Genomic DNA, 12,377 nt, shown 5'->3' with positions numbered 1-12,377 from the left:
CTCCATCGGGGAATTCAATCAGGCGGGAGCTGCACCGTAACCCGATTTCAGCCGGCCGGGTATTGCGCAAAATAGGCATCCCGCAATGCATCGTCGAGCAGACGGCCTTCGGAGTAGCCATCCAGCGTCGCAGGCCGCGTTACGCCGTCGAGCAGCCGCGGACACGGCTCGGGCGCGCCAAGCACGGTGCGCACCGGGATGCGCTCGGCATAGATCGGCAACTCGTAATCCTCGTCGTCGTCGGCGACGCCCTTGGCGCGAATCTTTGCCGAGGCCTCCTCGATCTCCATCGCGATGAACGAGGTCGCCTTGATCTCCTGTCTGTTGCTGGCGCGCAGGGTCGCGGTGCGATCGGGGAAGAATCGGTCGACCATCGCGACGATGGCGCGCTCCTTTTCTTCCGCGTCGGTGACGAGATATGCCGTGCCGAACGCCATCACCGCGCGATAGTCGGCCGAATGGTTGAAGCCGCAGCGCGCCAGCACCAGGCTGTCGAGATGCGCGACCGTCAAGCAGACGCGCTGTCCCTCCGACTGGCTCTCCAGCATCCGGCTCGCGCTGGAGCCGTGCCAGTACAGCTTAGTGCCCTCGCGCCAGAAGAAGGTCGGCGTGCAATAGGGCTGGCCGTCGATCACATAGGAAACGTGGCACAGCATCGAGGCGTCCAGGATCCTGTGCACGGTTGCGTGGTCGTAGAAGCCGCGGTCGTGGCGGCGCTTCACCCGGTTGCGGGAGGATAGCGGATAGGACGGAGTGGATGCGCCTTCGGTCACGGCCAAGCCTCGCGAGATTGGAATCTGTCGAGAGTTGTAGCCGTTCATTTGGTCTGCGATAGTGCCAATTCCATGCGAAAAATTCCAACCAATTCCGGCAAGGTTTCCAGCAAGCCCGCCGCGCGCAAGGCCGAGCTGCCGCTCGACCTCACAGGTCCCCACGTGACGCAAGGCGCGGCCTCGCAAGCGCGGCTGTACCAGGCGTTGTGCCACGCCATCATCGGCGGCCTCGTCCAGCCCGGCGAGCCGCTGCCGCCGCAGCGCGCGCTGGCGCAGCAGGCCGGCTTCCGCCGCAACGCGGTCACGACAGCCTATGAGCGGCTGATCGCCGACGGCTTTGCGGTGGCGACCACAGGCTCCGGCACCTTTGTGGCCGCACGGATTCCCGCACGAGCCGCCGCAAGGCCGCGAACCAGGATCGCGATTCCGCCACCGCAGCACAGCGCGCTGTCGCTCGGCTGCACCGATATCGACGCGGGCGCGCTACAGCGCTTTCGCGCCTTCGCCGGCCGACGCTTGCGCGCCTTCGGGCCCGAGCATCTGCACTATGGCGACCCCAGGGGCAGCAGTGAATTACGAGCAGCGATCTCGGATCATCTGCTCTCGGCGCGAGGGCTGCGCTGCGATCCCGAGCAGATCATGCTCGCATCGGGCACGCTGCACGCGCTGCGCATCGTGCTCGGCGCAATCCTGCAACCCGGCGACCAGGTCTGGTGCGAGGATCCCGGCTATCCGGCAGCGCGACGCGCGATCGAGCATTGCGGCTATCGCCCGGTGTCGGTGCCGGTCGACGCCTCGGGTATGCGCGTCGACAAGGGCCGTGCCTCGGCGCCGGCCGCGCGCGCCGCCTATGTCACGCCGTCGCACCAGTTTCCGCTCGGCGTGCAGATGTCGATGCCGCGCCGGCTCGAGCTGCTCGACTGGGCGCGCGATGCCGATGCCTTCGTATTCGAAGACGATTACGACAGCGAGTTCCGTTACGACGGCGCGCCGCTGCTGTCGCTCGCCGGCATCGATCAGCTGCGCCGCGTGATCTACATGGGCACCTTTGCCAAGACGCTTTTCCCGGGATTGCGGATCGGCTACTGCGCCCTGCCCGAAGCCCTGATCGCTCCGGTGACTGACGCGCGCGCCGCGCTCGACCGCTTTCCCGCAACGCTGATGGAGGGCGCTGTTGCCGACATGCTGAACTCCGGCGCCTTCGCCGCCAATTTGCGCAAGGCGCGCAAGCGCTATCGCGAGGCGCGCGACGTGCTGGCCTCGACGCTCGCCAAGGCATCGAACGGCGCGCTCACGGTTCCCGTGCCGTCGCAGGGCCTGCATCTGGTCGCGCGGCTCGATCCCGCGACCGATCCGCGCGTGGCCGCGCAAGCCAAGGCCGGCGCCAATGTCGGCGGCTGGCTGCTCGCGGAGACCTATCATCGCGCGCGACCGCTGCCGGGATTCGTGCTCGGATTTTCCGGCCATCCGGTTCCGCAACTTGTCGCGTCGGCGGAACATTTGGCGAAGGCGACGCTGTCGGCGCTGCGCGACACGCGCGCCGCAACCGCCAAGCCGCCGCGCGCTTTGAGAATCAAAGCCGGCTGACTAAGGTCGCCCGCAATCAATCGGTGCCAACCTACGGAGATACCGGATGCCCGCCAATCGCAACGTCCTGTATCTCGTGATCGGCGCGCTGGTCGTGATCGCCGGCCTGCTCGGCTACAATCTTTATCAGGCGAAGAAGCAGCCCGAGGGCCTGCAGATCAATGTCGGCCCGAACGGGCTGAAGATCCAGAACAAGTAAGGGAGACCGCGATGCCGCGCATGGGATTAGCCGCGCTGCTCGGCGCCACCGCACTTGTCGCGAGTGCGACGGCTGCCTCCGCACAAGCGGCCGTGATGCGCGAGGGCGATATCGTGGACCTCAGGGTCGGCCAGCGCGTGCTGGTCGATGACGGCTCCTGCCCGTCCGGGCAGATCAAGCAGGTCCTTGGCTCCAAGCTCAGCCAGCAAGGCGTGGTGCGCACCCGTAGCTGCGTGCCGCGCCTCGCCAGAAAATAACAACGCCCCGCTTTCGCGAGGCGCCCTATCGTCATCGCACCGAAAAAGCGACGCTCAGTTCGACGTCACCGGTTCGAACATGCATTGCAGCGTCGGCTTGGCGATCTTGGTGAAGGTCGGGCCGATCTCGCCCTGCTTCGAAGCCGGCACCCAATTGGTCTCGATGGTCGGCACGCCGGTTTCGCTGATGCCGCGCAGCAGCGCCTGGCGCAGGTCGGGATCGTCGACGGTCGCCGCAGCGTGGTCGTGCAGGCAGCCGCAGACGGCCTCCGGATGCGCCCAGCGGCCGAGCATGTGCGGCGCGCATTGCCGCACGAACTCGTCGCGCGGCTCAGCTACCCGGTACAGCGAGCGGATCTGCAGGGATTCGAGGGGCAGCTGCGACTGGGCCTGCGCAGAACCAGCGAGAACGAGTGATGCCAACATCACCGCGGAAGACATTCGGAGCAACATGCGGAGCCTTTACCGGCAATTCTTTTGATCGGTTTGTCGCAGTCAGTTGGCCTGAGCCATCACCAGCGGCGCCGCGGTCACGACGGGCGAGCCGTTATAGGAGAACGTACCGATGCCGGGCAAACCATTGTCGGCCGTGCCGGCCATCGAGGACCCGGTCATCACGAAGGCAAAGGCGAAGATGAAGGCGATGGTCCGCATCTGACTGTCTCCGCTATCCCGGTTCGGCGTCGCCGCCGTCTTGTTGGCAGTTTGATAACCACCCAGCGTTTCCGGAGTTCTGCGGCACAAGCCAAAAATGGTTTCGTCGCACGGGGAATTGTTTCGTCCGTGATCACCCGACGAAACATTCATCGGAAAACACCAACGTTTTCAGTGGGAGCTTGCTCCGGCCGCGGGTGCCGGAAACCTCTTCTCGCTCGCGCTTTGTTAAGGTTCCTCTGCTCAAACACACCCTCATATCGGCCAAAAGCCGGGCGCTGAACCGCCCCGCCGGTCGCGCCGACTCACGTCAACCCCGTGCAACCAACTCTGCGGTGGCACGTTGTCGTGGTCCCAATCCAATGGAGGATGCAGTCGTGGGCAATGGCAACATCGGTGTTGGCAATGAATCCGCGACCAGCAAGGCTGGCCAGAAGCAGAAGCAGATGGCAGGCGCGATGCCGCAGCAAGGCGCCTATGTCATGGGCGACAATGAGTGTGCCCAGCAGAAGCTGGTGCGCTTGGTGGGCTGCCGCGATTCGAAGGTCAAGCCCGGACGGACGGCCCTCGACAGCGCTGTGAAGCAGTTCGGGCAAACCAAGCGCTAACTCGCGCCGAACTTCAGAATTGCATCTTAAGTATCTGGGCCGGCTACTGAATGAAGTCGCCGCACTTCTGCACATTCAGGTCTTGCTGCCCCCAAGGCATGATCGGCACCGATGACGTCGAGTTCTTCGGCGAGCCCTCGATCAGCTTGTCCGAGTAGACCATGTAGACCAGCACGTTGCGCTTGGCGTCGCAGCCGCGCACGATCTGCATCTTCTTGAAGAAGAGCGAGCGGCGCTTGCTGAACATGTCGTCGCCCTGGCTCATCTTGTCCTTGAAGTGAATCGGACCGATCTGCCGGCAAGCCAGCGAGATATCAGAGACTTCCTCGGCGAGGCCAAGCCATCCCTTGAAGCCGCCCTTTTCCGGCACCGTGAAATGGCAGGCGACGCCCTCGACCTCGGGATCGTCGACGCCATAGGTCGCGAGCTTGTCGTTGGGGCTCACCCATTTGAACACCGTCGAGCGGCGGAAGATCAGGTCCGGTTCGTCGGCGGCGGCCGCCGGACCGGCCAGTGCCTGCGCCACAACCAGAAGCAGCAGCGCGCACCCCCAGCGAGACAGGCTTCGGACGTCACAGAGGCTCACAATTCTCGATGTCATAAAAATCTCCGCGGGGGGGGAACGCGATAGGGAACGCCATGGGCCTCCGGCGCGCCAGCACGGCGCACGCGGCAACCCACCGCGCCTATGTAGTGCGCAAAGGCCGCACCGGAAGCGTTGACAGATCGGTGATCGCGCCCGGCGCTTTAACCTTATGTGAGGCTTTTTTGCTACGCTTTCCGCGAAAAAGTACCCCTCACGGAAGGGTTAGATCGCTTGCGCTGGTGAACGTCTTCCACGTCTGCGACAACCAATGGATTAGTTTGGACTGGGATTCTGAAAATGCGCGCAAGCGGACGTCGAATTTCGATTCGTCATATTGCGAATGAGCGGTTTTGGCAGATTGCGATCCTGACCGCCGCCGGCACACTCGGTGCTGCCGGCCGCGCCGATGCCGCGCTCTACTACTGGAACGGGAATGACACCGGCTACATCAGCGAGCAGGAACCGGCGCCGCGGGTGCACCGGCAGAAGCTGAAGCGCAGCCAGGCTCGCAAAGAGAGCAAGAAGGAAGCCGCTGCCGCGAAGGAGGCCGCCAGCACCAGGCCGCAGGGCGCGCTGACGATCGCGATCTCGATCGAGCAGCAGCGCGTGCGCCTCTACGATTCCAACGGCCTCTACGCCGAGAGCCCGGTGTCGACAGGCATGAAAGGGCATTCCACCCCGATGGGCGTCTTCAGCGTCATCCAGAAGCAGAAGTTCCACCGCTCCAACATCTACAGCGGCGCGCCGATGCCGTTCATGCAGCGCATCACCTGGTCGGGCGTGGCGATGCATGCCGGCGTGCTGCCGGGCTACCCGGCTTCCCACGGCTGCATCCGCATGCCGAATGCGTTCGCGGTCAAGATGTACAACTGGACCAGGATGGGCGCGCGCGTGGTCATCACGCCCGGCACGATCTCGCCGGAGAGCTTTTCCCATCCGCTGCTGGTGACGCAGAAAGTCACCCCGCCGCAGCCGGTCGCCGAAGATATCCTCAAGATGGACGCGCCGCTCGGCAGCAAGGGCGACAAGGGCGCGGACAAGCCGGAGACCAACCTCGACTTGCGCACCAGCGTCGGTCATTCCGACCAGTCCGCCTCGCTGCGCGACAACACCCACACCGCAGACGCCAGCGGCGCGATGCCGGCCGTCAGCGCATCGGCGACGATGTCGGATGCGTCTTCTCCGGCGGCCAGCGAAGCGGCGGCCAAGCCGACGGTTGCGGCGAGCCACGCTGCCAATGCCGACCAGCCCGACGCGGCCGCGACCACGCCCGCCAATAACGACGCCGGCGCGCCGGCCGACGACAAAACGGTCGGCGAGACCCAGGCCGCGGCCAGCAGCGACGCCGCGAAGACCGAGACCTCCGCAAGCGAACACGCCGAAGTCAAAGCCGAGACCAAGGCTGAAGCCAAGATCGAACCGAAGATCGAAACCAAGACTGAGGCGCCGAACGCCGACGCCGCCAAGTCCGTCGCCGAGGCGCCCAAGGTCGATGCCGCCAAGCCGGATGCGTCCAAATCGGATGCTGCAAAAACGGCCGACAAGCCGGCCGCAACGGCAAGCGCGCCGGACGCCAAGAAGGATGCGGCACGGCTGCCCGGGCTCGCGAAAACCGATGCACCGAAGCGCGCCGGGCAGATCGCGGTCTACATCAGCCGCAAGGATTCCAAGCTCTATGTGCGGCAGAACTTTGCGCCGCTGTTCGAGGTGCCGGTGACGATCGCGCCGAGCGACCGTCCGCTGGGCACCCATGTGTTCACCGCCGAGGCCGACAAGAGCGATCCGAACCTGCTGCATTGGTCGGTGGTGTCGCTGCCGATCCGTCATGCCGCCCAGGTCGACGACGAGGAACGCCCCGCGCGCCGCCGCAAGGGCGCCGTAGCCGTCGAGGCAAAGCCGCAGCCGCAGCCGGACAGCCCGTCCGAGGCGCTCGACCGCATCACGATTCCGGCCGATGCCATGGCGCAGATCACCGAAGCGCTCGGCACCGGCGGCTCGATCATCGTCTCCGACCTCGGCGTCAACCAGGGCGAGACCGGCGAAGGCACCGACTTCATCGTGCCGCTGCGCTGAGGCGCGCTGACCTCTCCACACGGTCGTCCTGGCGAAAGCCAGGACCCATAACCACCGAATGGAATTATGGACGGAACCGTGGCCCCAGCATCAGGCAACAACTGATGCTGGGGGTAATGGGTCCTGGCCTTCGCCAGGACGACGTCGGGTGGTGATGCGATCCAATTGACGGCTTGTTGAATATCTCCGGCCGCACTCTGGACTATCATCCCCGCCAAATCCATCCGGGAACATGATCATGATCGACCGCAGGACACTGATCGTGACTGCACTCGCCGCGGCGGCCGGCTCGCGCAGCCTGCATGCCGAAGAGCCCGCGATGAGCAGGATCACGGCCTATGCCTTCGCGTTCCCGGCACTCGCCGGCGGCGAGATCCGGCTTGCCGACTATGCCGGCCATCCCATGATGATCGTCAATACGGCCTCGCTCTGTGGCTTCACGCCGCAATATGCCGGCCTGCAGCAATTGTGGACCGAATTCCGGGCGCGCGGCTTCGTCGTCATTGGCGTCCCCTCCAATGATTTCGGCGGCCAGGAGCCGGGCGGCCCGACCGAGATCACCGAGACCGCGCAGCATCAATACGGCGTCACCTTCCCGATCGCGGCCAAAGCCGTGGTGAAGGGCGCGAGCGCGCACCCGTTCTACCGCTGGGCCGCGGAGGCGCGGCCGAAGGACGTGCCACGCTGGAATTTCCACAAGTACCTGATCGGCCGCGACGGCTATATCGCCGATGTCTTCTCTGAGTCGGTCGCTCCGGAGGATACGCGGATCAAGACCGCAATCGCACGGACGCTGGCGGCCGCCTGACCCAAGCCAAAAATCCCCGGAATTAACTGATCCACCGAGGATTTTCGCGGCGGGCCTGCCACCTTCGTTGCCTTGGCGTCACCGACGCGACTAGGGTACTATCAGTTGGGGGTGCAATGCGGCCCGGTGGCGGCGGTAGCCTGCGCCGGGACACGACATCAGCAAGGGACACGCGCCATGCGCATCGCGGCAGGACTGATTTTCGCAACCACGGTGTCGTTGCTCGCATCGAGCGCGGCCTGGGCGCAGACACCGCCGGCCAAAGGCGCTGCGCCGGCCGCCGCACCACAGGCGGCAGCCCCCGCTCCCGCCGCAGCTACGGCCCCGGTTCCTCCGCAGCAGCCGCCGCAACCGGCCCGCGCCGCCTGCAACAATCCGAACGCGCTCGGCGTCGCCCGCACCGTCGAGATCGACACCACAGGCGGTCCGGGTTTCGGCTTCGAGCACTTCAAACAGCTCGACTTCCTGCGCGACCATGAGGTGGTCCTGACCTTCGACGACGGTCCGTGGCCGGTCAATACGCCGGCGGTGCTTAAGGCGCTCGCCGATGAGTGCACCACGGGCATCTTCTTCCCGATCGGCAAGCACGCGACCTATCACCCCGAGATCCTGCGCCAGGTCTATGCCGCCGGCCACACCGTCGGCTCGCACACCTGGTCGCACCTCAATCAGGGCAACAAGAAGCTGACCGAGGATCAGAAGAAGGACGAAATCGAGCGCGGGCTCGCTGCGATCAAATGGGCGCTCGAGGTCTCGCCGGCGCCGTTCTTCCGCTTCCCGGCGCTGGAGCATCCGCCGGAGATGGTGACCTATCTCGGCACCCGCAACATCGCGATCTTCTCCTGCGACCTCGACTCCTTCGACTTCAAGTCGAGCAAGCCGCAGCAGGTGATCGACACCGTGATGAAGAAGCTCAACAAGCTCGGCAAGGGCATCATCCTGATGCACGACTTCCAGAAGCACACCGCGGAAGCCCTGCCGACGCTGCTGACGCAGCTGAAGGCCGGCGGCTACAAGGTGGTCGCGATGCGCGCCAAATTCCCGGCGACGGTGTTGCCGCAATACGAGCAGGAGCTTGCCAAGGACGTCAAGCTCCCGACCGTAAGCACGCGCCCGGTGGACAGCGTCGTCACCACCGTCAACCAGTAAGCCGCGCCGGCGACTGCTCCAAAGCGTTTTCGAGCGAAGTGGCACCGGTTCGCGTGAAGAAAACGCGTCAGAAAAAAAGTCCTATGTCAGCGTTGCGTATCGAGGGTTTCGTCATCGTCTCGGCCGACGGCCGGCTGGCGAACGCTGTGAACGTGATGCCCGACGCGCTCAAGATCGAGGGCGACAAGCGCTTCTTCACCGCGGCCCTCGACCGCGCCGACCTCGTCGTGCACGGCCGCCACTCCGGCGAAGAGCAACCCAACGCGCCAAAGCGGCGGCGCCTGATCCTGACCCGCAAGGTCGCGACCATCGCGCCCGATCCGTCCAATCCGAAAGCGCTGTTGTGGAATCCGTCCGGCTGCTCGTTCGAGACCGCCAGCCGCGAGGCCGGCGTCACGTCGGGCATGGCCGCGATCATCGGCGGCCCCATCGTGTTCGGCATGTTCATGGACCGCTACGACACGTTCTGGCTGTCGATCGCCCCGCGCCTGCGCATCCCCGACGGCGAGCCGTGCTTTCCCGGCGTCCCTGCCCGCACCCCGCAACAGGTGCTGGCGGCGCACGGCCTCGTCGCCGGCGAGCCGCAACTGATCGATGCCGAGCACGATGTCAGCGTCACGCCGTGGCGGCGGGTGGGCTGACGGCGGAGACGACCGCGTAGGATGGGTGGAGCGTAGCGATACCCATCGGTTGCTCGGCATGAAGGTGATGGGTTTCGCTACGCTCTACCCATCCTACGATGGCGATGGTGATCGACTAAACGTCCCCGTACGCCGGTTCGTTGCGGCGCGGGCCGCGGCCGTAGCCGGCGATGATGAAGAGCGCGCCGATCAGCGAGAGATTCTTCAGCGCATCGATCAGGGTCTTGGCGTTGTCGGGCGCGGCCTGATTCCAGAAATCGTGGAAGTAGAAGGTCACGAAGCAGACGAAGATGATCAAGAGGATCGCAAAGAAGCGCGCCAGCACGTTCACCGCGATCATCAGGCCGGCGAGGATCTCGAAGCCGCCGACCACGATGGCCAGCAGCTGCATGAACGGCATGCCGACGAAGGTTTCGATCTGCTGCGTATAGGGTGCGACGATGGCGGGGATGACCACCTTGGCGGTGAGCAAATCAGCGGTCGCCTGGATGCCCATCAGCTTGGTCGCGCCTGAATAGATGAACAGGACGGCGAACAGGATTCGCCCGAAAGTAATGAACGCTGGCATGGGTCGGCCTCACAGGATTTGCGGAAATCGGACGAAGCAGGCTGAAACGATTATGGTCGTTCCGCCTGCTTCGATCAAATCGAATCCATCTTGCCTCTTGCTCAGCCGAACAGCGTCGGTTGCGCGCGGCCGGCGCGCTCCTGGGCTTCGACCGCAGCAACCGCGGTCATGTTGAGGATGCCGCGGGCCGTCACCGACGGGGTGAGGATATGCGCCGGGCGCGCCGGGCCGATCAGGATCGGGCCGACCGGCAGCGCGTTGGCCAGCGACTTGATCATCTGGTAGGCGATGTTGGCGGCATCGAGATTGGGCATGATCAGGATGTTGGCCTCGCCCTCCAGCCGCGATTGCGGCAACACCAGCTTGCGCGCCACAGCGGACAGCGCGGTATCGCCCTGCATCTCGCCGTCGGCCTCGATCTCGGGATGCCGCTCCTTCAACAGTTGCGTCGCCCGCCGCATCTTGCGCGAGGAGTCGGTGTCATAGCTGCCGAAATCGGAATGTGACACGAACGCGACACGCGGCTTGAAGGCGAAGCGCTGGACGTGGATCGCCGCCAGCGAAGCCACCTCGGCGAGCTCCTCCGCGCTCGGATTCGGCCGCACCTGGGTATCGGCGATGAAATGCGCGCCGGTCGAGGTGATCATCAGCGCCAGCGCGGCATAGTCGGAGATCCCCGGCAGGAAGCCGATGATCTCGCGGACATGGCGCAGATGGCTCATGTAGCGGCCCTCGACGCCGCACAGCATCGCGTCGGCCTCGCCGCGCGACACGGCCAGCGCCGCGATCACCGTGTTATTGGTGCGCACCACGGTCCGCGCCGCCTCCGGCGTCACGCCGCGCCGGCCGGCGACGTCGATATAGGACTGCACATAGGAACGGTAGCGCGGATCGTCCTCGGGATTGACCAGGTCGAAGTCGCGGCCGGCCTTGATCGAGAGGCCGAAGCGCTGGATCCTGGTCTCGACCACGCTGGGACGGCCCACGAGAATCGGCCGCGCCAGCTTCTCCTCCAGCACCACCTGTGTGGCGCGCAGCACGCGCTCGTCCTCGCCCTCGGCATAGATCACCCGCACCGGCTGGGTCTTCGCTTTCGCAAACACCGGCTTCATGGTGAGGCCGGAGCGGAACGCGAAGCGCTCGAGGTTTGCGGCATATTCGTCGAAATTGGTGATCGGCCGGGTCGCAACACCGGACTCGATCGCCGCCTTGGCGACCGCCGGCGCGATGCGCAGGATCAGCCGCGGGTCGAACGGGCTCGGGATCAGCGAACCCGGACCGAAGCCCTGCGTCTCGCCGGTCTCGAAACCATGCGCGACCGCGTCCGACGGCGGGTCGCGCGCCAATTGCGCGATGGCGTCGACCGCGGCGTGCTTCATTGCCTCGTTGATCGCGGTGGCGCCGACGTCGAGCGCGCCGCGGAAGATGAACGGGAAGCACAGCACGTTGTTGACCTGGTTCGGGTAGTCCGACCGCCCGGTGCAGATCATGGCGTCCGGCCGCGCCGCCCGCGCCTCCTCCGGCATGATCTCCGGCACCGGGTTGGCGAGCGCCATCACCAGCGGATGGTCGCCCATCTGCTTGACCATCTCGGGCTTCAGCACACCAGGTGCCGACAGGCCGATGAAGATATCAGCGCCCGGGATGACGTCGGCGAGCACGCGCGCGTCGGTGGTCTGGGTATAGACCGCCTTCCAGCGATCCATCGTGGTGTTGCGGCCCTCATAGACGACGCCGTCGATGTCGCAGACCCAGATGTTCTTGCGCTGCGCGCCCATCGAGACCAGCAGGTTGAGGGTCGCGATCGCGGCAGCTCCGGCGCCCGAGCAGACGATCTTCACGTCGGCGAGCTTCTTGCCGTTGAGCAGCAGCCCGTTGGTGATCGCGGCGGCGACGATGATGGCGGTGCCATGCTGGTCGTCGTGGAACACCGGGATCTTCATGCGCTCCTTCAGTTGCGCCTCGATCTCGAAGCACTCCGGGCCGCGGATGTCCTCCAGATTGATGCCGCCGAAGGTCGGCTCCAGCGCCGCCACGGTCTCGACCACGCGCTCGATGGTGTCGGCCTTGATCTCGATGTCGAACACGTCGATGCCGGCGAACTTCTTGAACAGCACCGCCTTGCCTTCCATGACGGGCTTCGAGGCCAGCGGGCCGATATTGCCGAGGCCGAGCACGGCAGTGCCGTTGCTGACCACCGCCACCAGATTGGCGCGGGCGGTATACAGAGCGGCGTCCGCCGGGTTCTTCGCGATCTCGGTGCAGGCGGCGGCCACGCCGGGCGAATAGGCGAGCGCCAGGTCGCGCTGGTTGGCGAGCGGTTTGATCGCCTGGATCTCGAGTTTGCCCGGCCGCGGCAGCCTGTGATAGGCGAGCGCCGCGTTATGCAGTTCTTCCGACGATGACGACATGTGCTCCCCGCGTTTCCCCGGCCCTGACGTGTTGTTTCTATGCTATTCCAAGTCAGTTGTTCG

The 12,377-nt window shown here is 65.3% G+C and carries 14 protein-coding genes; 8 read left to right on the top strand and 6 right to left on the bottom strand.

The features are described 5' to 3' along the window. Positions 1-47: 47 nt before the first annotated feature. Positions 48-773, bottom strand: a complete 726-nt coding sequence (locus IC762_RS16170) for a pyridoxamine 5'-phosphate oxidase family protein (protein ID WP_195789759.1) — start codon at positions 771-773, stop codon at positions 48-50. A 72-nt stretch (positions 774-845) separates the two neighbouring features. On the opposite strand from IC762_RS16170, the gene IC762_RS16165 reads away from it, so the two are divergent. From IC762_RS16165 to IC762_RS16155, 3 genes are read left to right on the top strand one after another with little or no spacing between them, the layout of a single operon-like run. Next, positions 846-2,360, top strand: a complete 1,515-nt coding sequence (locus tag IC762_RS16165; protein WP_195789758.1) for a PLP-dependent aminotransferase family protein — start codon at positions 846-848, stop codon at positions 2,358-2,360. 46 nt (positions 2,361-2,406) lie between these two features. Next, the gene (locus IC762_RS16160; RefSeq protein WP_195789757.1) at positions 2,407-2,559 is read left to right on the top strand and encodes a hypothetical protein; all 153 of its coding nucleotides are present in this window, start codon (positions 2,407-2,409) and stop codon (positions 2,557-2,559) included. 20 nt (positions 2,560-2,579) lie between these two features. Then, positions 2,580-2,816: a DUF6719 family protein gene (locus tag IC762_RS16155; protein WP_246801584.1), complete on the top strand. Its 237-nt coding sequence runs from the start codon at positions 2,580-2,582 to the stop codon at positions 2,814-2,816. Positions 2,817-2,870: 54 nt separating this feature from the next. On the opposite strand, the gene IC762_RS16150 is transcribed toward IC762_RS16155, so the two are convergent. Both IC762_RS16150 and IC762_RS16145 read right to left on the bottom strand, forming a co-directional pair. After that, positions 2,871-3,269 (bottom strand): hypothetical protein, encoded by a 399-nt coding sequence (locus IC762_RS16150; protein ID WP_195789755.1) that lies wholly within the window; start codon positions 3,267-3,269, stop codon positions 2,871-2,873. Between the two features lie 42 nt (positions 3,270-3,311). Then, the gene (locus IC762_RS16145; RefSeq protein ID WP_195789754.1) at positions 3,312-3,470 is read right to left on the bottom strand and encodes a hypothetical protein; all 159 of its coding nucleotides are present in this window, start codon (positions 3,468-3,470) and stop codon (positions 3,312-3,314) included. A 377-nt stretch (positions 3,471-3,847) separates the two neighbouring features. Between IC762_RS16145 and IC762_RS16140 the strand changes: the two genes are divergently transcribed. Continuing rightward, the gene (locus IC762_RS16140) at positions 3,848-4,078 is read left to right on the top strand and encodes a hypothetical protein (RefSeq protein WP_246801582.1); all 231 of its coding nucleotides are present in this window, start codon (positions 3,848-3,850) and stop codon (positions 4,076-4,078) included. 43 nt (positions 4,079-4,121) lie between these two features. Here IC762_RS16140 and IC762_RS16135 read toward each other — a convergent pair whose 3' ends face one another. Continuing rightward, a complete protein-coding gene (locus IC762_RS16135; protein ID WP_195789752.1) occupies positions 4,122-4,679 on the bottom strand; it encodes a CreA family protein in 558 nt (185 codons plus the stop codon). 282 nt (positions 4,680-4,961) lie between these two features. Here IC762_RS16135 and IC762_RS16130 point away from each other — a divergent pair, with 282 nt between their 5' ends. The 4 genes from IC762_RS16130 to IC762_RS16115 all read left to right on the top strand — a co-directional run bounded on the left by IC762_RS16130 (position 4,962) and on the right by IC762_RS16115 (position 9,335). After that, entirely contained in the window at positions 4,962-6,737 is a 1,776-nt protein-coding gene (locus IC762_RS16130) for a L,D-transpeptidase (RefSeq protein ID WP_195789751.1), read from the top strand. Positions 6,738-6,975: 238 nt separating this feature from the next. Then, positions 6,976-7,545 (top strand): glutathione peroxidase, encoded by a 570-nt coding sequence (locus IC762_RS16125; RefSeq protein WP_195789750.1) that lies wholly within the window; start codon positions 6,976-6,978, stop codon positions 7,543-7,545. A 177-nt stretch (positions 7,546-7,722) separates the two neighbouring features. Beyond that, positions 7,723-8,694, top strand: coding sequence for a polysaccharide deacetylase family protein (locus IC762_RS16120; protein ID WP_195789749.1), 972 nt, complete (start codon positions 7,723-7,725; stop codon positions 8,692-8,694). Positions 8,695-8,777: 83 nt separating this feature from the next. After that, positions 8,778-9,335, top strand: coding sequence for a dihydrofolate reductase (locus IC762_RS16115; RefSeq protein WP_195789748.1), 558 nt, complete (start codon positions 8,778-8,780; stop codon positions 9,333-9,335). Between the two features lie 115 nt (positions 9,336-9,450). Here IC762_RS16115 and IC762_RS16110 read toward each other — a convergent pair whose 3' ends face one another. Both IC762_RS16110 and IC762_RS16105 read right to left on the bottom strand, forming a co-directional pair. Further along, entirely contained in the window at positions 9,451-9,903 is a 453-nt protein-coding gene (locus IC762_RS16110) for a DoxX family protein (protein ID WP_195789747.1), read from the bottom strand. Between the two features lie 101 nt (positions 9,904-10,004). Further along, complete coding sequence (locus IC762_RS16105) at positions 10,005-12,314, bottom strand: NADP-dependent malic enzyme (RefSeq protein WP_195789746.1); 2,310 nt, start codon at positions 12,312-12,314, stop codon at positions 10,005-10,007. Positions 12,315-12,377: the final 63 nt, after the last annotated feature.

Source organism: Bradyrhizobium genosp. L, assembly GCF_015624485.1.
In the GTDB taxonomy this organism is placed as follows: Bacteria; Pseudomonadota; Alphaproteobacteria; order Rhizobiales; family Xanthobacteraceae; genus Bradyrhizobium.
This window is presented reverse-complemented; position numbering and strand designations above follow the sequence as displayed.